Source organism: Streptomyces sp. NBC_00310 (assembly GCF_036208085.1).
Taxonomy (GTDB): Bacteria; Actinomycetota; Actinomycetes; order Streptomycetales; family Streptomycetaceae; genus Streptomyces.
The window spans coordinates 3181744-3201183 of record NZ_CP130714.1; the positions used below are offsets into that span (position 1 = coordinate 3181744).

A 19440-nucleotide genomic window follows, 5' to 3' on the forward strand; every position below is an offset into this window, starting at 1 on the left:
GCCCATGTGCCACATGCGGCTTGGGTGCCTCATGTGTCGCCGGTGTGACGCAGATGTGAGCGCTCACCTCATACCCTGGGGCATGGGGGACCCCTGTTCCCTCGCTCCCCAGGGCCATTTCCTTATGCCGCACATACTCCGGGTGGAGTAGTCCCGGACGGCTCTCAGTCAACCCTCGGGCGTACCAGGCCCGACTCGTACGCGAAGACCACCAGTTGGGCCCGGTCGCGGGCGCCGAGCTTCGCCATGGCCCGGTTGACGTGGGTTTTCACGGTCAGCGGACTGACCTCCAGAAGCTCCGCGATCTCGTCGTTGGAGAGCCCCCCGGCGACCTGCCCGAGCACCTCGCGCTCGCGGCTGGTCAGCGCGGAGAGCCGCTCGGAGCGGGCGGCGGCACCGCCCTCGCCGTCGGCCGAGTCGTCCGGCTGGGCGAGGAAGCGGGCGATGAGGCCCTTGGTCGCGGTGGGCGACAGCAGTGCCTCGCCACCGGCGGCCACCCGGATCGCGTTCAGCAGCTCGTCCGGCTCGGAGCCCTTGCCGAGGAAGCCGGAGGCGCCGGCGCGCAGCGACTGCACGACGTAGTCGTCGACCTCGAAGGTGGTGAGGATGACGACGCGGACCTGGGCGAGCGTCGGATCGGCACTGATCATGCGGGTGGCGGCCAGGCCGTCCGTGCCCGGCATCCGGATGTCCATCAGCACGACGTCCGCCCGCTCCTCCTTCGCGAGCCGCACCGCCTCCGCCCCGTCCGAGGCCTCCCCCACGACCTCCATGTCCGGCTCCGAGTCGACGAGCACCCGGAAGGCACTGCGCAACAGGGCCTGGTCGTCGGCGAGCAGGACACGGATCGTCATACGGGGCCCCCGGGGCGCTGGTCACGGTCGTACGGCTGGTGCCACGACCGCACGGTTCAGCGTTGTAGTGGTACGGCTGGTGCCGCGACCTTACGGTTCACGGTCGTACGGCATCCGCGGCGGTCGTTCGGGTCTTGAGCGGCAGGATCGCATGGACGCGGAAGCCGCCGCCGTAGCGGGGGCCGGTGGTGAGGGTGCCGCCGAGCGCGGCGACGCGTTCGCGCATGCCGAGGAGGCCGTGCCCGCCACCGGCCTCGTCGCCCTCTCCGTCCGTGCCCGTGTGCCCGGCGCCGTTGTCGAGGACGGTGACCTCCATGTTCGGGCCGACGCGTACGACGCTGACCTCGGCCTTCGCCTCCTGGCCCGCGTGCTTGCGCACATTGGTGAGGGCTTCCTGGATGACGCGGTACGCGGCGAGGTCGACGGCGGCCGGGAGGGTCACGCCCTCGTCGGCGCGGGCCACCTCGACCGAGAGGCCCGCGCTGTGGAAGGTGCCGACGAGTTCGTCGAGCCGGACCAGGCCGGGGGCGGGTTCGGTGGGGGCCTCGGGGTCGCCGGACTGGCGGAGCAGACCGACCGTGGCGCGGAGTTCGTTGAGGGCGGAGCGGCTGGCCTCCCGGACGTGGGCCAGGGCCTCCTTGGCCTGGTCGGGCCGCTTGTCCATGACGTGGGCGGCGACCCCGGCCTGGACGTTGACGAGGGCGATGTGGTGGGCGACGACGTCGTGCAGGTCGCGGGCGATCCGGAGGCGTTCCTCGGCGACCCGGCGGCGGGCCTCCTCCTCACGGGTGCGCTCCGCTCGTTCCGCGCGTTCCCTTATCGCCGCCACGAAGGCCCGGCGGCTGCGGACCGCGTCTCCGGCCGTGGCGGCCATGCCGGTCCAGGCGAAGATGCCGAGGTTCTCCTGGGCGTACCAGGGGAGGGGGCCGGCGAGCATGGCCGTGCCGGTCAGCACGGTCATCGTGAGCAGGCCGACGCGCCAGGTGGTGGGGCGGTCGGTGGTCGAGGCGACCGTGTAGAGGGCGATGACGGCGGCCATCGCGACCGGGGCGCGGGGGTCACCGGTCACCAGTTCGGCGAGGGTGAGGGCGCAGGTCGCGGCCAGCACGGCCATCGGGGCGCGGCGGCGGGCGATCAGGACGGCGGCGGCCGGCACCATCAGCGCGATGCTGAGGGCGTCGGGGGTGCGGGCGCCCCACTTGTCGCCGTGAGCGGCGTGGGGGTCGACGAAGGCGCCCGCCACCATGGCGACGAGGACGCCGAGGGCGAGGGCCGCGTCCAGTGCGGTGGGGTGTGCCGTCAGCCAGGACCTGGCACGCTGGAAGGTGCTCACGGACGTTTACCGTACGGGGTTCCCGCAGGTGGGGGAACGGGGGCCGGTCTTTCGGCCGCGGGTTGTGCGTGGTTGCTCGCGCGGTTCCCCGCGCCCCTGGAGGACATGGCCCTTCGGGCCTGTCGGCCGGTGGTCACCCCGGGATCAGGCCGTCGTCGCTGAGCATCTCCCTGACCTCCTCCAGCGTCGCGTCCGGCGCCGGGAGGATGAGTTCCGACGGCTCCAAGGAGTCGTCCGGGAGAGGCGTGCCCAGTTCTCGGACCTTGTCCAGGAGGGCGTGGAGGGTGTGGCGGAAGCCCGGGCCGTCGCCGACCTCCATTTCCGCCAGGAGTACGTCGTCCAGCTTGTTCAACTCGGTGAAGTGGACGTCGTCCAGCCTCACCTGCCCCTCCCCCATGATCCGTACGATCATGTCGCCCTCCTCAGGCGTGGGACCCGATCCGCGTGCCCGATGGCACGTGTCTCCTGCTCGACCGCCGCTCTCCCGCCTCCTGCCTACTGCTTGTCGAAGCGCGGCGTGTCCTGCTGCTGGGACTGCTGCTGCGGGGCCGACTGGCCCGAGCCGCCCTCGATGGCCTGCTGCTGCGCGGACGGGCCGCCCGCCAGCTCCGCCTTCATGCGCTGGAGTTCCAGCTCGACGTCCGTACCGCCGGAGAGGCGGTCCAGCTCGGCCTGGATGTCGTCCTTGTGCATGCCGGACGGGTCGTCGAGGGCACCGGAGGCGAGCAGCTCGTCGATGGCGCCGGCGCGGGCCTGGAGCTGGGCCGTCTTGTCCTCGGCACGCTGGATGGCGAGGCCGACGTCGCCCATCTCCTCGGAGATGCCGGAGAACGCCTCGCCGATCCGGGTCTGGGCCTGGGCGGCGGTGTACGTGGCCTTGATCGTCTCCTTCTTCGTGCGGAAGGCGTCGACCTTGGCCTGCAGGCGCTGCGCGGCGAGGGTGAGCTTCTCCTCCTCGCCCTGGAGAGTGGAGTGCTGCGTCTCCAGGTCCGTCACCTGCTGCTGGAGCGCGGCACGGCGCGAGAGCGCCTCGCGGGCCAGGTCCTCGCGGCCGAGCGCGAGCGCCTTGCGGCCCTGGTCCTCCAGCTTCGAGGACTGGGACTGGAGCTGGTTGAGCTGGAGCTCCAGGCGTTTGCGGGAAGTGGCGACGTCGGCCACGCCCCGGCGCACCTTCTGGAGCAGCTCCAGCTGCTTCTGGTACGAGTAATCGAGGGTTTCGCGCGGGTCCTCGGCCCGGTCAAGGGCCTTGTTCGCCTTCGCGCGGAAGATCATCCCCATACGCTTCATGACACCGCTCATGGGCTTCGCGCGCCCCCTTCTGACGGACTCCAGCTCACAGGTCTGCGACAGAACCCACAGTACGGGCCCTGCATCTATTACTGCACTGTTCGGGGACGGATGCGCTCATCCCCAAGGACGACTGTGGACGGCGCCGCTCCGGCGTAGGGAGTAGGTGTCTCCCGGGGTCACCTACGGGCCGACCCCCGGAATACCTCGGACCCCCTACGGACGAACCGTCACCGCGCTCCCCCTTTTCCGGCTTTCCGGGTTTCCCCGTCCACTTCCGCCCCGGCTCTGTCTCCAGCACAGACGCAGGGTGTTGCCGGATCGTTCCCCACTCGGCTGGGGTCCATGCCCCGGCACCCCGTACCCTTGGGTTTTGTGTTCCGAAGCCGCGACAAGAGCGAGAAGGGGCCGGTGGCCGACAAGGCGCCGGTGACCGACTCCAAGCAGACCCGTGACCCGCAGGCCCCCAAGGGGCGGCCCACTCCCAAGCGGAGTGAGGCCCAGACCCAGCGCCGCAGCGTGGCCAACACGCCCACGACGCGCAAGGAGGCCGCCAAGCGCTCCCGCGACGAGCGCCGCTCCGCGATGGAGAAGCAGCGCCAGGCGCTGGCCACCGGCGACGAGCGCTATCTGCCCGCGCGGGACAAGGGCCCCGTGCGCAAGTTCGCCCGTGACTTCGTGGACTCGCGGTTCCACATCGCGGAGTTCTTCCTGCCGCTGGCCGTGATCATCCTCGTGCTGAGCATGGTGCAGGTGGCGTCGCTGCAGAACATCGCGCTGCTGCTGTGGCTCTTCGTGATCGTCCTGATCGTGGTCGACTCGATCAGCCTCGGGTTCCGTCTGAAGAAGCAGCTGAATGCCCGCTTCCCCGACGCGAACAAGAAGGGCGCCGTGGCCTACGCCCTGATGCGCACGCTCCAGATGCGTCGCCTCCGGCTGCCGAAGCCGCAGGTCAAGCGCGGAGAGCGGCCCTGAGCACGACCGCATTCTCCGGAGGTGCCGCGGATGCCTGGCTGAACCGGCTGGGCACACTGCGTGAGGTCGTACGACAGGAACTGGTCTCCCGGCAGCTCGACGAGCAGATCGCGGGCCGCTTCCCGGTCGGGCAGCGGCTCCGGGTGCTCGACGTGGGCATGGGGCAGGGGACGCAGGCGCTGCGGCTCGCCCGGGCCGGACACGCGGTGACCGGGATCGAGCGGGAGGCGAAGCTGATCGCCGTGGCCCGGGAGGCGCTCGCCGCCGAGCCCGAGGGCATCCGGGGCCGGGTGCGGATCGTCGAGGGCGACGGCCGGGACACGGGTGTGCACTTCCTGCCGGGCAGCTTCGACGTGGTGCTCTGTCATGGGGTCCTGATGTACGTCGAGGAGCCCGATGCCCTGCTGGCCGGGCTGGCGCGGATGCTGGCGCCCGGGGGGCTGCTGTCGCTGCTCGTACGGAACGGCGACGCGCTCGCGATGCGGGCGGGGCTGGCCGGGGACTGGGCGGGGGCGCTGGCCGCCTTCGACACCACCGCGTACCGGAATCGGCTCGGGCTGGATGTGCGGGCGGATCGGCTGGGGGTGCTGACGGACGCGCTCGCGGGGATCGGGGCGCCGTTGCACGCGTGGTACGGGGTGCGGGTGTTCACGGATCTGGCCGCGGACGACGCGGGGCTGCCCGAGGGGCAGGGGGACCTGGACGTGCTGCTCGCCGCGGAGGAGCGGGCCGGGCGGACGGATCCCTATCGGCAGGTGGCGGCGTTGCTGCACCTGTGCGGCGTGCGCGGCTGAGCCTTTCCTCGCCCCCGCCGCCCCTACCCGTCCCTTCCCCAGGGGCTGCGCCCCTTCGACCCCCACGTGCGGGTGCGGTGGGGGCTGGTCGCGCAGTTCCCCGCGCCCCTGAAAAGCAGGGGCTGCGCCCCGTGCTTTTTCGGCCCGAAAGGGCCGTAGGCCCTTCAGGGGCGCGGGGAACTGCGCGAGAAGCCCCACCGGACCCGCACCCGCCAACGAACCCCATCCCCGGAGCTCTCCCGCGGGATTCGGGGCGGAGCCCCGTCCAGGAGCCCCGCCCACCGCGCGGAGCGCTACGCGTGCAGGCTCATCGGCCCGTAGATCTCCGTCGTGTCCTCGAAGAGGCGGACCTGGTCGGCGCCGCCCTCCAGGAGCGCCTTCCACTGTTCCCCGATCCACGACTCGGCATCCCCCTGGGTCGTGAACTCCTCGGGCTGGACCGCGGGCTGGACCTCCGCCCCGTCGGCCTTCTCGAACCGCCACGTCCATGCCGCCATGTGAGCCTCCGTAAGTACCGGCCCGGCACCGCACACGCAGCACCGAGCAAGATCCGGTTCCCCCCTGAGCCTAGTCGGACGCACAAGATCTGCGGGTGTTCATCCGGACGCGGGAAAATCGGGGGTGTGGAACTGACATTGCTCGGCACAGGTGCCCCCGCGGGACTCCCCCGCCCCGACTGCCCGTGCGCGGCGTGCGCGACCGCGCTCGGTGATGCCGCGCGCGGGGCGACCGCGCTGCTCGTGGACGGCGCGCTGCTGCTCGACCTCACTCCGGGCGCCGCCCTCGCGGCCGCGCGCGCCGGACACACGCTGACCGGCGTACGGCAGGTGCTGCTGTCGCACCCGCACAACGGGCCCGCCGTGGAGGTGCCGGCGGGGATGCCGCAGCCGGGACGGGTGCCGGACGGCCGGGAACTGGCGCTGCTGACCGGGCACCGGGTGCGGGCGCAGGCCATGGACGCGCCCGGGACGGGGTACGCGGTGACCGGGCCGGGCGGGCAGCGGCTGCTGTATCTGCCGCCGGGGGGCGCGCCCGCCGGGGTGGAGGAGCAGTCGGCGCAGCCGTACGACATGGTGCTCGTCGACGCGCTGGGGCGCCCGGACGCGCTGGCGCGGCTGCGGGCGGCGGGGGCCGTCGGGCCGACGACCGATGTCATCGCCGTGCACATCGACCACGACGTGCCGCCGGACGGCGAGTTGCCGCGCCGGCTCGCGGCGGCGGGCGCGCGCGCCGTGCCGGACGGGACCACGCTGGCGGTGGGCGCCTACGAGGACGTGCCCGACGTGCCGCGCCGCACGCTGGTGCTGGGCGGGGCGCGGTCCGGGAAGTCGGTGGAGGCCGAGCGGCGCCTGGAGGCGTTCCCGGACGTGCTGTACGTGGCGACCGGTGGGACGCGGGGCGGCGACGGGGAGTGGGCCGCGCGGGTCGCCGCCCACCGTGAACGGCGGCCCGGTTCCTGGCGGACGGTCGAGACCTGCGACCTCGTCCCGCTGCTGAAGGACGACGACGGGGCGCCGCTGCTCGTCGACTGTCTCTCGCTGTGGCTGACCGACGTGATGGACTCGGTGGGGGCGTGGGACGACGCGGAGTGGGCCGGGGGCGGGGAGCGCGCGCTCCGGGCGCGGGTCGCCGAGCTGACCGACGCCGTACGGCACACGCGCCGCACGGTGGTCGCCGTCTCCAACGAGGTCGGCTCCGGCATCGTCCCCGCCACCGCCTCCGGGCGCCGCTACCGCGACGAACTCGGACGGCTCAACGCGGCGTTCGCGAGTGAATGCGAGCACGTGCTGCTGGTGGTGGCGGGGCAGGCGCTGTCCCTTCGGGGTTAGGGGGCTTCTGACGGATCGGACGAGGGCTCCGGCGGGGCGGCCGGGGCTGAAGGGTCGGCCGGGGCTGAAGGGTCGGCCGTCGTGACCCGGGGTCCTGCGGGGGCGGCCGGTCGTGTCGTGCGGCGCGCGAGGATGCGGTGCGCGCGGGGCGGGAGAGGGGTGCACGGGCGGGTGGTGAGGATCTCGTAGCCCAGGGACCGCAGTTCGGTGAGCAGGTTGCGCAGGGGCATGAGGTGGAGGGGGCGCGGGCGGTCCTGCGGCTTCCAGAAGCGGCGGTTTCCGGTGGGCAGCGTGCCGAACGGGCGGACCGGGTCCGGGACTTCGAGGAGGAGGTGGCCGCCGGGGCGCAGGACGGTGCGGGCGGCGCGGAGTTCCTCACGGGGGTCGGCGGTGTGTTCGAGGTGGTGGAACATGCTGACCACGTCGTAGCGGGCGCGCAGCCGCGCGGTGATCTCCGGGTCGGTGAGCAGGCCCTGGTATGCCTCCTCCACGCGCCCGGCCTCCCACGCCCGTTCGACGCGCGGGGTCGGGTCGAGCCCGTCGAAGGAGGTGTACGGGTGGATCCCGCGCGCGACCTCCGGGAAGTCGCCGTGGCCGGTGCCGACGTCGAGCCAGCTCTCCGGTTCGGGGTACGGCAGCAGTGCGCGGGCGGCCCCCCGGTGGTGCCGACGGCGTCGTCGGCACGCGCGGTTCGAGGGGATGTGGTCCTCGACGGGGTGCTGGTGGTGCCACAGCAGCAGCCCGTCCGTCGTGGGCCGGGGGTTCTGGAAGGCGTGCGAGCAGTCCCGGCACTCGTCCACCACGAACGTGCCCGGCGTGCGCCGCCTCCCCTCCGGCGCACGCACCCGCGTACGCAACTGCCGCGAACCGCACCACGGGCAGTCGTCCCGGCGCGGTTCGTGGAAGGGGTCGGCTCCGGGTTCGTGGAAGGGGTCGGCTCCGGGGGCGAGTGGGCCCGGCTCCGGCCGCGGGGTGGGGGGCATGGCGGCTCCTGGGAACGACGGGATCGAGCACGACAGGGACGACGATCTACGGGCATACGCCCCAAAAAGGTACGTACGTGAGCGTGATCCCGGGTGCAATGACGTGCCGGTGGCGCGGTGCGACGTTCGTGCGGATCGGGGTCACGGTGTGGCGCGGTCGTGTTCGATCGCTGCCGGTACTGTTCGGCGAATGAGCTCGCTTAATCTCGACGACTTCACCGATCTGATCGAGCGCCCCGACGGCGGGGTGCGCCGCGACGCCGAGGCGCGGCGGGAGAGGCAGATCGTGCCCCCCGGGGCGCTGGGCCGCCTCGATGAACTGGGTGAGTGGCTGGCGGCGGCGCAGTCGGCCGTGCCGGTGCGGCCGATCGGCCAGGCTCGCGTGCTGCTGTTCGCGGGCGACCACGGGATCGCCGAACTCGGTGTCTCCGCGCGGGCCGCGGGCACCGCGGACCAGCTGGTGCGGGGCGTTCTCGACGGCAGCGGCCCGGTGGCGGTGCTGGCGCGGCAGCTCGACGTCCCCGTACGCGTGGTGGATCTGGCGCTCGACTGCGACCCGGAGACGCTGCCCGCGGAGGTCGTACGGCACCGGGTGCGGCGCGGGTCGGGTCGGATCGACATCGAGGACGCGCTGACGGCGGAGGAGGCGGAGGCCGCGTTCCGGGTGGGCGTCGCCCTCGCGGACGAGGAGGCGGACTCCGGGACCGACCTCGTCGTCCTCGGCGATCTGAGCGTCGGCGGGACCACGGCGGCGGCCGTCCTCGTCGCCGGGCTGTGCGGGACCGACGCCTCCGTCGTGACCGGGCGTGGTGGCCGGGCGATCGACGATCTGGCGTGGATGCGCAAGTGCGCCGCCGTACGGGACGCCCTGCGGCGGGCCCGGCCGGTGCTCGGGGACCAGTTGCAGTTGCTCGCGACCGTGGGCGGGGCCGATCTCGCGGCCATGACCGGGTTTCTGCTGCAGAGCGCGGTGCGGAAGATGCCGGTGATTCTCGACGGGGTCGTGTCCGCGGCCTGTGCGCTGGTCGCCCAGCGGGTGGCCTTCCGGGCGCCGGACTGGTGGCTGGCGGGGCAGAGCAGCGGGGAGCCGGCGCAGGCCAAGGCGCTGGACCGGATGGCCATCGAGCCGCTGCTCGACCATGGGGTGAAGGTCGGCGAAGGGGCGGGGGCGCTGCTGGCCCTGCCGCTGGTGCGGGCCGCGGCGGCCCTGGCCGCCGAGTTGCCGGAGCGGGAGCCGGCGGAGCCGGAGAAGGCCGACACCGAGGAGAAGACGCTCGCCGAGGAGTACGACGCGACCTAGCTAGGAGGCGTGTGGGTGCGCCACGTACGGTCGGTTCGGCACCGCCGGGCCGTGCCGTCCCGGTGGCGCGCCCGTCGCGGCTGTCGCGGTTGCCCGCCGCCCCGGTTGCGCGCCGTCCCGGTTGCGCGCCGTCCCGGTTGCGCGCCGTCCCGGTTGCCCGCCGCCCCCGTCGCGCGCCCTCCCCGTCGCGCGCCGTCGCGGTGGACAGGGATCGAGCGGCGGATCACCCAACGGACCGGGGACCGGGGACCAGAAGAAAGCGCGCGAGTCCACCGAGCGCGGGTGCAGCAGGGGCCTCGGGCGAGGCTGAGGGTGCTGCTGTCCCTCGCTCCCCGGCCGCGCGGGCTCTCGCCCGGCCTCGTGCGGCGGGACGGTGACGCCGACGACGGGCCGATGGAGTTCCTGGTGATCGAACTCCTCCCACGGTCCGGAGAGATCGGGATCACGCAGGTCTCGCTCAACTTCGCGGTGTTCCGGTCGGTCTTCAGTACCGGCCCGCGCGGAGGGGTTCCCGAAGACGCCGGGGACCGCCGAAGCGGCCGCATCGCGGGCACCTGGAACCGCGCGGGCAGGGATCGTACGGATGAGGGCATACGCATGAGGGCATACGGATGAACAAGGCCGTCCGCCGGGCCCGCGCCGAATGGGGACCGCTGTACGAGACCGTGCGTCCGGCCCTCGCGCGGCGGCGTCTGCGGGCGATCCCCCTGACGATCACCGCCGTCTGTCTCGCGACTGTCGTCCACCTCGTGCACCACCAGTCTTGGGGCTACCGGTTCGTCGAGAACACCGGTGCCGTGCGGGCCGAGGACCCGCTCTGGACGGCGTTGCTGCGGACGCCGCTCTCCCTCTTCGTACCGGCCCTGGATCTGCCCGTGTGGGGCGCGCTGGCGCAGATCCTGATCGTGTTCGGGCTCGCGGAGATCTGTCTGGGCCGGTGGCGCACGCTGGCGATCGCGTACGTCGCCACCGTGGCCGGCACGCTGTACGCGCGCCTGGGCATCGCGCTCGGTCCGGACGTCTTCTTCCTGGGGCTGCCCGCGTCGGACGCGGCGGTCGTGGACACCGGGCCGTCGGCGGCCGTGGTCGGGCTCGCCGTGTACGTGGGGTGGCGCCACCGGGCGTACGGCACGGCGGGCGCGGTCGTCGTGGCGATGGTGGTCGAGGTGCTGGTGAAGGAGAACCTCGCGGGCAAGGAGCATCTGGCGGCGATCGCTGCGGTGTTGGTGGTGTGCGGGGTGGTGGCCCTACGTCAGCGGCGCTCCGCCCGGTCGGACGGGCCGGCGGGGCCGGTGGAACCGGACGGGCCCGTGGAGTCACGCGGGCCGGTGGAGCCGCGCAGGTCGGTGGAGCCGGTCGGGTCGGTGGAGCTGCGCGGGTCGGTGGGGAGCGCGGGGCGGGTCGCCGGTTCCAGTTCCGGCGCCGCGTCCGGGGTGCCGCCGATCCAGTCCTGAAGGCGGCGGCTGGGGCCCGCCCAGCGGCGGTCGTGGTGGTAGGCACGCTTCCAGGACCGGGCACGGGCGCGCGGGCGGCGGCGGTAGAAGCGGCGGGCCCAGGCGGAGGTGGGGCGGGCCAGGCGGACGGCGCCGACGACGGCGATGAACGGGATGACCACGCCGAAGATCGCCGTGCGGGCCTTGCCCTTGCTGAGGGCGATCAGGGAGATGAGGAAGTTCGTCCCCATGCTGACCATGACGGCGCCCCGGTTCTGGAGTTCGTCCTCGTCGAGGTCGTTGACGCCGAAGGGCAGGAAGCCGACCAGCATCAGGCCCACCAGGGCGGCCGTCAGCACGACCACCTCGACGCTCTTGCGGCCCTCCTCGCTCCAGTAGACGTCGTCGAGGTGCAGGATCAGCGCGAACTCGTCCAGCACCAGGCCCACGCCCATGCCGAACAGCACGGCCGAGATCAGGGCGCCGAAGCCGTCCCCGTCGCCGGCCACCGAGCCGAAGCCGCCGGCGACGGTGAGGACGACACCGGGCACGACGTGGTGGATGTGTACGCCGCCACTGCCGCTGATGTTGCGGAACGGGCCCTTGCCCGCGCGGATGAGGCGGGTGATGACCCGGGTGATCAGGAACGTCAGTACGAACGCGGTGAGCGCGAGCAGCAGCGGAAGTTTGCCCGGCTCGATGATGTTCCGCTCCCACCAGTGACCCATATGCGAACTTTATCCACCACCGCCCCCGGCCGCCGCCGAGCCCGTCGGCCCCGCCGGGTAGCCTGCGCCGGTGTCCACGACCCCCGAGCCCGAGCCCCCGGCCGACGCACCCACGCCCACGGCGTCCGGGCCCACGCTCTCCGACGGCCTGCGTTTCGCCTTCGGCACCCTGACCGTGCTGCCGGTGACCGTGCACCGCTGGGACCGTGCGGCCGGGCGCGTCGGAATGCTGTGCGCGCCCGTCGCCGGGCTGGTCGTCGGCCTGGGCGCGGCCTCGCTCGGCGGTCTCCTGCTGCTCCTGGGCGCCGGCCCCCTGCTCGCCGCCGTGGCCTCCGTCGCCGTACCGGCCGTCCTCACCCGGGGCCTCCACCTGGACGGGCTCGCCGACACCGCCGACGGGCTCGGCAGCGGCAAGCCCGCCGAGGACGCCCTGCGGATCATGAAGCAGTCGGACATCGGGCCGTTCGGGGTCATCACCCTCGTCCTCGTCCTGCTGACCCAGGTCGCGGCGCTCACCGAGGCGTACGGCGAGTCCTGGGCGTTGGGCGCGCTCGCGGCGGCCGTCTCGGCGACCACCGCCAGGCTGGCCCTGACCCTGGCCGCGCGCGCCGGTGTGCCCGCCGCCCGGCCCGAGGGGCTGGGGGCGGCGGTGGCGGGGGTGGTACCGGTCCGGGGCGCGCTGCTCGTGGCCGGCCTGGTCGGGTGCGCCGCGGCGGGCGCGGGGGCACTCTTCGGGCCGTACGACATCGGCCGTACGGTGTTCGCGGTCGTCCTCGCCTGTGGTGCCGCCGAAGTCCTTCTCCGCCATGCCGTACGGCGGTTCGGCGGCGTCACCGGCGATGTGTTCGGCGGCCTTGCGGAGACCGCGGCGACGGCGGCGCTGGTGGTGTTCGCCCTCGGGTGATCCGGGTGCCGATCTGCCGACGACTCAGCAGGCCTTCCGCCACACCCCCAGCTCCCACTTCTTCAGCAGCGAGCTGAGCTCCAGGCGGCGGGCCTCCGGGCAGAAGTCGCCCGTCCTCATCTCGTACTCGACGTGGAAGACCGCCTTGCCCGCCTCGATGAAGGGGGTGAGGTCGTCGCACTCCTCGTACTGGGCGCACTGTTCGTTGACCGCGAAGTCGAAGTCGTCCACGAGTTCCGGGATCTGGTCGAGGTCGTTCTTCAGGCCGACCGCGAGGCCTCGTTCGTGGGCGAGGCGGGCGATGAGGCGGTTGTAGCGGAGCTGGTCGGCGGCCTTCAGGGGAAAGCCGGTCGGGTTGCGGTAACCGTCCATGTTGTCGGGCTCGACGGCGTCGAAGCCCTTCTCCGCGCACATGTCGATCCGGGCGGCCATCAGGGGTTCGAGGACGCCGGTCTCGCGGATGTCGAGCCAGCGCTCGCCCTCCCAGCCGTTGCCCTTCCCCAGGACCGACTCGGGGAACTCGTCGGCGTCCGGGCGCCAGTCCTCCCAGGCGCCGGTGGACAGGTAGCAGATGACCTTGCGGCCGTCGTCGTGCAGGCCGGCGACCGTGTCCGCGGAGTGGTCGAAGCCGTCGATGTCGTACACGGGGACGTCGACGGAGGTGTCCAGGCGCCCGCTGAGCTGCCACTGCCACTGCGTGCCGGGCTCCGGCCGCCATCGGGCGCCCCCGCCGCTCTCGCGTCCGGCGCCCGGCTCGTCGTCGGCGTCGGTCGTGCACCCCGCTGTCAGCAGGAGCAGGGACAACAGGGCGCTGCGGGCGAGGACTCGGCTCATCGGGTGGGCTCCAGGGAATGCGGCGACGTACCGTTCCTAAAGACTGAGCTGTGAGTCCTGTTGCCAGGTCTCATGCTCGGCCGAACGCCCCGGACGGTGTTGGGCGTTCTGGTTGCCCGCGTTCGCTCCGCGTCCGGGCGGCACGGATCGTGTCCGTGGTCCGGGGATGCGGGGGCGGGGTTCCTCACGCCCAGGAACAACCAATCTGGCCTGGACGGTCCGATGCCCCACCGCATCACTCCGGTGCTGTGGGGCGGTGTCGTCCGTCGCCGGATCGGGTGTCCCTGGGCGCGCCTTCCGATCGCCACGGCGGCAGCATCATGGCGAGTGGTCTGACGGGTGATGCTGGTGAGGGGCTTCTGCCAGTGCTGGGCGCCCCAGCGGCTGGTGCAGGCCGGGTCGACGGCGATGACCGCGATACCCGTGGCATCGGCCATTGAGGCCAGCCGGGCGCGGAGCTTGCCGGTGGGCATGCCGGAGATCAGCCGGCGGAAGCGTGTGCGGCGGCCGTGCTTCTCGCGGGTCTTCTCTGCGGCGAAGTCCAGGTCCTCCACCGCGATCGCCTTCACCCCACAGGTGCGGGTCCAGTGCAGGAGGCGGGTGAGCGCGTGGCGGACCTGGGCGTCACGGTGTCCGGCGGTGCCGGTCAGGTCGTAGAAGAAGCGGCGCGGGCTGCCCGTCGGGTTTCCGTGGGTGTCCAGGTGCCAGGCGGCGAGGTGATCGGCATTCATGTCGACGCCGATCACGCCGCGGGCGAGCGCGGCCTCGATCGGGAGGGCGGGGGTGAGCGGGACCTGCCAGGACGCGGTCACATACCAGCGGTCCCTGCAGGTATCGAGGTGGATGCGGTAGGCGATCGCCCGGTCGGCCGCGACGCGGTCCGCCCACTCGCCGCCCCGGTGCGCGAACGCGACCCGGCACGCCAGGACGTACCGTCCGTGCGGGGCGTTGGCCAGATGCGTCAGCGGTGTGGGGAGCTTGAGGCTCACCTCACCGTCGGGGCTGATACGGATGGTCTCGTTGCCGTAGCGCTTGCCGGACTCACCGTCCGCCTGACAGAACCAGCGCTCCGCCTCCCACCGCCCACGCCACTGCGACTTGGTGAGCTGGGCCGTCTCCAGGTGATGCCGGGTACGGGCCAGACGTTTGCCGCCGCGCACCACGTGCACGACGCCCGCCTCACGGTCCGCCCGCGCGGCGGTCAGCCGGTCCTGCAGCACCCGCAGACGACGCGACTTCGCATGCCATTCCCGCGCGGACCGGTAACCCCCGGGCGCCTTCCCCGTGCCCTTCTGCCCGACCGGCCGGGACAGCCGGTCCTCGATGCTGCGAACGCCGGCTTCCAGGTTCTGAATGTGCGTCAACTGGCAGCGGCGGGCCAGCGCCCACTGCTCGTGCGAGGCCTTGGTGATACTGCCCGCCCACCGCGACGACGACAGCGCCGTCAGCTCCCGCTTACGCACCGCCCACGCCTGACCGGAATACTCCAGGCCGACCCGGCAGCGCGCCTTGAGGTCCTTCGAGGCCAGCGACCCCAGATGTCCGCCGACCTGGCGCAACACCTTCTCATCGTCCGGCGTCAGCTGCTTGAGGCGGGTTCGGACGGCCACACCACTCGGACCGGACGCGACGAACGGCGCGGCGATGCTCCTCAGTCCACCCACTCTGTCACCCCCACCCGAAGAACCCTGTCGCCATGGAAAACGAGCGCCACCCAGGAAGGTCACGCATTCGATGAGAGAACGTCAGTTCCCCGCTGAAACCGACACCACCACCGGGGCGCGTGACACCACACAGACCAGCAGCACTCACCCCCGCTCACCAAAACGCTCCTGAACCCACTCCAGCGGCAGCAGCTCCACACCCCACGGATGATCCCCCACGCCGGGCACCGCGCAGTGCACGGAGGCACCCCGGGTCCGGGCGAGGCCGCCGACGTCGGTGTCCGGCGGCACCCCGTACACCAGATGGCACACCCGCGCCCCAGACGGCCGCCGCGAGCCGCCGGTAGTAGTCGAACTCGCCCAGTTCCGCGGCCGCTTGGTCGAGGAACATGCCGTGGGTGCCGTACCAGGCGTGGTACCGGGTCAGCTCCCGTACGACGTCCCTGACGGGTCTGCGCCCGTAGCCGGTGTCGGTGTAGCCAAGGAGTCGTACGCCTGCCGCCCGCAGCCGACCCGCGACCTGGATGAACGCCGGGTCGGGGGGCACCCGGGCCGTCGGCCGGGTTGAGGACGACACCGTAGAGGCGGGGCGCGGCCGCGACGAGCGCCTGCCATTCGGCGGGGCGGTCGGAGGGGGCTCGTAGTAGGGAACCAACAAGGAGGGGTGGGAGGTGGGGGCGGCGGTGTCGGCCGACCCGGGGCCCCCACCGCCAGGGGTCACGGGTTCGCGGCCGGTGCCGGTGAGCGACAGGAGGTGGTACTCGACGTGGGCATGCCCTGGACGAGCTGGTCTCACCAGGTGCTGACCCCGCCGTGGACATGCGGATAGGTGCCTTCGGTGAGCAGCACTCACCGGCGGGACGAGTGTGACCAAGGTCAGGGCACAGGTGGGTGCGGAAATGACCATGAAGTCACATAGGGGTGAATGCCCGCAGGAGTGATCGAGATCGGCCGCCGACGCCGGCGCGGAGCGCCTCGGCGCTACGCGCGAAGACGATGGGCCGTGCGACACCCGCCCGGCGATAAGGGATCCCCCTATGCCGAAGTCATGGGGATCTCCCTGCACGGCCGGAGGCGAAAGTCGGGGAGGCTGGTCGCAGCGGACGCCGTACGGACGGCGAGTGCGCAACCGGCCCACGCTCCAGGTCCGATGGGCCGAACAAGGGCCTAGGCTCGTTCTCGGCACGTCGACCCATCCGTTCGGCCACCGAAACTCAATCGGAAGCGAGATTTCACCACCGTGACTGCTCTCACTCTCAGCACCGCCGCCGCGTCGGGCCTCCGCGCCGACGCGATCGTGGTCGGTGTCGCGAAGGGCACTGCATCCCGGTCCGGGGACCTGGTCATCGCGCCGGGTGCCGAGGCCGTGGACACCGCGTACGACGGCAAGCTGGCCGGCCTCCTGGAGACCCTCGGCGCCTCGGGCGCGGAGGGCGAGGTGACGAAGCTGCCCGCGCCGTCCGGCTTCAAGGCGCCGCTCGTGGTGGCGGTGGGCCTGGGTGCGGTGCCCGAGAAGGACGGCTCGTTCGGCGCGGAGGCGCTGCGCCGCGCGGCCGGTGCCGCGGCCCGTGCCCTGACGGGTGCGAAGAAGGCCGCGTTCGCGCTGCCCGTCGCGGACGCCGACGCCGTGGCCGCCGTCGCCGAGGGCGCGCTGCTCGGCGCGTACTCCTTCGACGCCTACAAGGAGACCGCGCCTTCGAAGAACGCCACGAAGGCGAAGAACGCCAAGGCCCCGCTCGCCGAGGTCACCCTGCTCGGCGCGAAGCCCCGGGACAAGGCCCACAAGGCGGCCGCCGAGCGCGCGATCGCGGTGACCGAGGAGCTGAACCGCGCCCGCGACCTCATCAACACCCCGCCGAACGACCTCGACCCGGAGGCCTTCGCCGCCGTCGCGCAGACCGCGGCCAAGGAGCACGGCATCAAGGTGACCGTGCTCGACGAGAAGGCGCTCGCCAAGGGCGGCTACGGCGGCATCCTCGGCGTCGGCGCGGGCTCCGCGGCCACGCCCCGCCTGGTGCAGCTGACGTACACCAGCTCCAAGGCGACGAAGCACCTGGCGTTCGTCGGCAAGGGCATCACCTACGACTCGGGCGGCATCTCGCTCAAGCCCGCCGGGCACAACGAGACGATGAAGTGCGACATGAGCGGTGCGGCCGCCGTGTTCGCCGCGGTCGTCGCCGCCGCGCGCCTCGGTCTTGAGGTCAACATCACCGGCTGGCTCGCCCTCGCCGAGAACATGCCCTCCGGCTCCGCCACCCGCCCGGGTGACGTGCTGCGCATGTACAGCGGCAAGACGGTGGAGGTGCTGAACACCGACGCGGAGGGGCGGCTCGTCCTGGCCGACGCGCTCGCCAAGGCGTCCGAGGACAAGCCGGACGCGATCGTCGACGTGGCGACGCTGACCGGGGCGATGATGCTGGCGCTGGGCAACCGGACGTTCGGGATCATGGCGAACGACGACGCGTTCCGCTCCGCGGTGCACGAGGCCGCGGAGGAGTCGGGCGAGCCGGCGTGGCCCATGCCGCTGCCGGACCACCTGCGCAAGGGGATGGACTCCCCGACCGCCGACATCGCGAACATGGGGGAGCGGTACGGCGGCGGGCTCGTCGCCGGGCTGTTCCTGAAGGAGTTCGTGGGCGAGGGGATCACCTGGGCGCACCTGGACATCGCGGGGCCGGCGTTCAACGAGGGCGGGCCCTTCGGGTACACGCCGAAGGGGGGCACCGGGACCGCGGTGCGGACCCTGGTACGGCTCGCCGAGCGTGCGGCCTCGGGTGACCTGGGGTGATGTCCGCCTAGCAGCTCGGTCCGATCCTTTGTACGACGACTGCGGGGGTGTGGGGGCTGGTCGCGCAGTTCCCCGCGCCCCTTCAGGGCGCGCTGCCCGGCCGTCTCGTCACATCTGAGCGTGTGGTGTCTCACACCCCGGCCCGGCGTCTCGTTCCCTCCCGACAAGTGCGAAGATGGGGCTCGGCAGGACAGGGCCCCCACCACAGGGCCGAAGAAGAGCGGCCGGACACCAGCCGCCGCCCGGTCATGGACGACCGGCGTACGGCGCACATGCATGGAGGACGTGACGTGGCGAACGACGCCAGCACCGTTTTCGACCTAGTGATCCTCGGCGGTGGTAGCGGTGGTTACGCCGCGGCCCTGCGCGGGGCGCAGCTGGGCCTGGACGTCGCCCTGATCGAGAAGGACAAGGTCGGCGGTACCTGCCTGCACCGGGGATGCATTCCCACGAAGGCCCTGCTCCACGCGGGCGAGATCGCCGACCAGGCCCGCGAGAGCGAGCAGTTCGGTGTGAAGGCCACCTTCGAGGGCATCGACGTCCCCGCCGTGCACAAGTACAAGGACGGCGTGATCTCCGGCCTGTACAAGGGTCTGCAGGGGCTCATCGCCTCCCGCAAGGTCACCTACATCGAGGGTGAGGGCCGTCTGTCCTCCCCGACCTCCGTCGATGTGAACGGTCAGCGCATCCAGGGCCGTCACGTCCTGCTGGCGACCGGCTCCGTGCCGAAGTCGCTGCCGGGCCTGGAGATCGACGGCAACCGCATCATCTCCTCCGACCACGCCCTCGTCCTGGACCGTGTGCCGAAGTCGGCGATCGTCCTCGGCGGCGGTGTCATCGGCGTCGAGTTCGCCTCCGCCTGGAAGTCCTTCGGCACCGACATCACGATCATCGAGGGGCTGAAGCACCTCGCCCCGCTCGAGGACGAGAACTCCTCCAAGCTTCTTGAGCGCGCGTTCCGCAAGCGCGGCATCAAGTTCAACCTGGGCACCTTCTTCTCGAAGGCCGAGTACACCCAGGACGGTGTCAAGGTCACCCTCGCCGACGGCAAGGAGTTCGAGGCCGAGCTCCTGCTCGTCGCCGTCGGCCGCGGCCCCGTGTCCCAGGGTCTGGGTTACGAGGAGCAGGGCGTCGCCATGGACCGCGGCTACGTCCTCGTCGACGAGTACATGCGGACGAACGTCCCGACCATCTCCGCCGTCGGTGACCTGGTCCCGACGCTCCAGCTCGCGCACGTCGGCTTCGCCGAGGGCATCCTGGTGGCGGAGCGTCTGGCCGGCCTCAAGGCCGTGCCGATCGACTACGACGGCGTCCCCCGGGTGACGTACTGCCACCCCGAGGTCGCCTCCGTGGGTATCACCGAGGCCAAGGCCAAGGAGATCTACGGCGCGGACAAGGTCGTCGCTCTGAAGTACAACCTCGCGGGCAACGGCAAGAGCAAGATCCTGAACACCTCGGGCGAGATCAAGCTCGTCCAGGTCAAGGACGGTGCCGTGGTCGGCGTCCACATGGTCGGCGACCGCATGGGCGAGCAGGTGGGCGAGGCCCAGCTGATCTACAACTGGGAAGCCCTCCCCGCCGAGGTCGCCCAGCTCATCCACGCCCACCCGACGCAGAACGAGGCGCTCGGCGAGGCCCACCTGGCCCTCGCGGGCAAGCCGCTGCACTCGCACGACTGACCCCTCGGTCGACGAAGCGACGATCCAGACTTCCGCAATCGTTAAGGAGCAACAG

17 protein-coding genes and 3 pseudogenes are annotated in these 19440 nt (G+C 72.3%); 9 read left to right on the top strand and 11 right to left on the bottom strand.

Features of this window, described 5'->3' with window-relative positions; all coding sequences use genetic code 11:
- Window positions 1-164: 164 nt before the first annotated feature.
- The 4 genes from OG202_RS14005 to OG202_RS14020 form a co-directional block, all read right to left on the bottom strand.
- Window positions 165-854 carry a response regulator transcription factor gene (locus tag OG202_RS14005; RefSeq protein WP_326583370.1) on the bottom strand — a complete coding sequence of 230 codons (690 nt, stop codon included), beginning with the start codon at window positions 852-854 and terminating at the stop codon, window positions 165-167.
- Between the two features lie 97 nt (window positions 855-951).
- Complete coding sequence (locus OG202_RS14010) at window positions 952-2187, bottom strand: sensor histidine kinase (protein WP_327730124.1); 1236 nt, start codon at window positions 2185-2187, stop codon at window positions 952-954.
- Window positions 2188-2320: 133 nt separating this feature from the next.
- On the bottom strand, window positions 2321-2599 hold the full coding sequence (gene pspAA / locus OG202_RS14015) for a PspA-associated protein PspAA (RefSeq protein ID WP_326583368.1): 279 nt from the start codon (window positions 2597-2599) through the stop codon (window positions 2321-2323).
- Window positions 2600-2682: 83 nt separating this feature from the next.
- Entirely contained in the window at window positions 2683-3486 is an 804-nt protein-coding gene (locus OG202_RS14020; RefSeq protein ID WP_326583367.1) for a PspA/IM30 family protein, read from the bottom strand.
- 333 nt (window positions 3487-3819) lie between these two features.
- Here OG202_RS14020 and OG202_RS14025 point away from each other — a divergent pair, with 333 nt between their 5' ends.
- Together OG202_RS14025 and OG202_RS14030 are read left to right on the top strand one after the other, a co-directional pair.
- Window positions 3820-4449 carry a DUF3043 domain-containing protein gene (locus tag OG202_RS14025; RefSeq protein ID WP_326583366.1) on the top strand — a complete coding sequence of 210 codons (630 nt, stop codon included), beginning with the start codon at window positions 3820-3822 and terminating at the stop codon, window positions 4447-4449.
- Window positions 4450-4529: 80 nt separating this feature from the next.
- Entirely contained in the window at window positions 4530-5243 is a 714-nt protein-coding gene (locus OG202_RS14030) for a class I SAM-dependent methyltransferase (protein WP_326585860.1), read from the top strand.
- Between the two features lie 293 nt (window positions 5244-5536).
- Here the strand turns inward: OG202_RS14030 and OG202_RS14035 are convergent, their stop codons facing one another.
- Window positions 5537-5740 (bottom strand): hypothetical protein, encoded by a 204-nt coding sequence (locus OG202_RS14035; RefSeq protein ID WP_326583365.1) that lies wholly within the window; start codon window positions 5738-5740, stop codon window positions 5537-5539.
- 126 nt (window positions 5741-5866) lie between these two features.
- Here OG202_RS14035 and OG202_RS14040 point away from each other — a divergent pair, with 126 nt between their 5' ends.
- Window positions 5867-7072 carry a bifunctional adenosylcobinamide kinase/adenosylcobinamide-phosphate guanylyltransferase gene (locus OG202_RS14040; protein WP_328222819.1) on the top strand — a complete coding sequence of 402 codons (1206 nt, stop codon included), beginning with the start codon at window positions 5867-5869 and terminating at the stop codon, window positions 7070-7072.
- Here OG202_RS14040 and OG202_RS14045 read toward each other — a convergent pair.
- Window positions 7069-8055, bottom strand: coding sequence for a class I SAM-dependent methyltransferase (locus OG202_RS14045; RefSeq protein ID WP_327730121.1), 987 nt, complete (start codon window positions 8053-8055; stop codon window positions 7069-7071). The genes OG202_RS14040 and OG202_RS14045 overlap by 4 nt on opposite strands.
- A 190-nt stretch (window positions 8056-8245) precedes the next feature.
- On the opposite strand from OG202_RS14045, the gene cobT reads away from it, so the two are divergent.
- The 3 genes from cobT to OG202_RS14060 are packed head-to-tail and all read left to right on the top strand — an operon-like array spanning window position 8246 to window position 10809.
- Entirely contained in the window at window positions 8246-9355 is a 1110-nt protein-coding gene (cobT, locus tag OG202_RS14050) for a nicotinate-nucleotide--dimethylbenzimidazole phosphoribosyltransferase (RefSeq protein ID WP_326583362.1), read from the top strand.
- A 51-nt stretch (window positions 9356-9406) separates the two neighbouring features.
- A complete protein-coding gene (locus OG202_RS14055; RefSeq protein WP_443052345.1) occupies window positions 9407-9970 on the top strand; it encodes a phosphatidylglycerol lysyltransferase domain-containing protein in 564 nt (187 codons plus the stop codon).
- Entirely contained in the window at window positions 9967-10809 is an 843-nt protein-coding gene (locus OG202_RS14060; RefSeq protein ID WP_328222820.1) for a hypothetical protein, read from the top strand. Before OG202_RS14055 ends, OG202_RS14060 begins: the two co-directional genes overlap by 4 nt.
- Here the strand turns inward: OG202_RS14060 and OG202_RS14065 are convergent.
- Window positions 10764-11516 (bottom strand): annotated as a pseudogene (locus OG202_RS14065) (hypothetical protein); the annotation flags it as partial. The gene OG202_RS14060 and the pseudogene OG202_RS14065 overlap by 46 nt on opposite strands.
- A 70-nt stretch (window positions 11517-11586) precedes the next feature.
- Here OG202_RS14065 and OG202_RS14070 point away from each other — a divergent pair.
- Window positions 11587-12420, top strand: a complete 834-nt coding sequence (locus tag OG202_RS14070; protein ID WP_443052245.1) for an adenosylcobinamide-GDP ribazoletransferase — start codon at window positions 11587-11589, stop codon at window positions 12418-12420.
- A 24-nt stretch (window positions 12421-12444) separates the two neighbouring features.
- Here the strand turns inward: OG202_RS14070 and OG202_RS14075 are convergent, their stop codons facing one another.
- The 4 genes and pseudogenes from OG202_RS14075 to OG202_RS46500 all read right to left on the bottom strand — a co-directional run bounded on the left by OG202_RS14075 (window position 12445) and on the right by OG202_RS46500 (window position 15767).
- Window positions 12445-13254 (bottom strand): endo alpha-1,4 polygalactosaminidase, encoded by an 810-nt coding sequence (locus OG202_RS14075; RefSeq protein WP_326583361.1) that lies wholly within the window; start codon window positions 13252-13254, stop codon window positions 12445-12447.
- Window positions 13255-13290: 36 nt separating this feature from the next.
- Window positions 13291-14918, bottom strand: a pseudogene (locus tag OG202_RS14080) (IS200/IS605 family accessory protein TnpB-related protein).
- Window positions 14919-15062: 144 nt separating this feature from the next.
- A pseudogene (locus OG202_RS14085) lies at window positions 15063-15576 on the bottom strand (spherulation-specific family 4 protein).
- Between the two features lie 134 nt (window positions 15577-15710).
- Window positions 15711-15767: a DUF3492 domain-containing protein gene (locus tag OG202_RS46500; RefSeq protein WP_405896015.1), complete on the bottom strand. Its 57-nt coding sequence runs from the start codon at window positions 15765-15767 to the stop codon at window positions 15711-15713.
- A 391-nt stretch (window positions 15768-16158) separates the two neighbouring features.
- Between OG202_RS46500 and OG202_RS14095 the strand changes: the two genes are divergently transcribed.
- Together OG202_RS14095 and lpdA are read left to right on the top strand one after the other, a co-directional pair.
- Window positions 16159-17706, top strand: coding sequence for a leucyl aminopeptidase (locus OG202_RS14095; protein ID WP_327730119.1), 1548 nt, complete (start codon window positions 16159-16161; stop codon window positions 17704-17706).
- Between the two features lie 290 nt (window positions 17707-17996).
- Window positions 17997-19385 carry a dihydrolipoyl dehydrogenase gene (gene lpdA / locus OG202_RS14100; RefSeq protein ID WP_327730118.1) on the top strand — a complete coding sequence of 463 codons (1389 nt, stop codon included), beginning with the start codon at window positions 17997-17999 and terminating at the stop codon, window positions 19383-19385.
- Window positions 19386-19440: the final 55 nt, after the last annotated feature.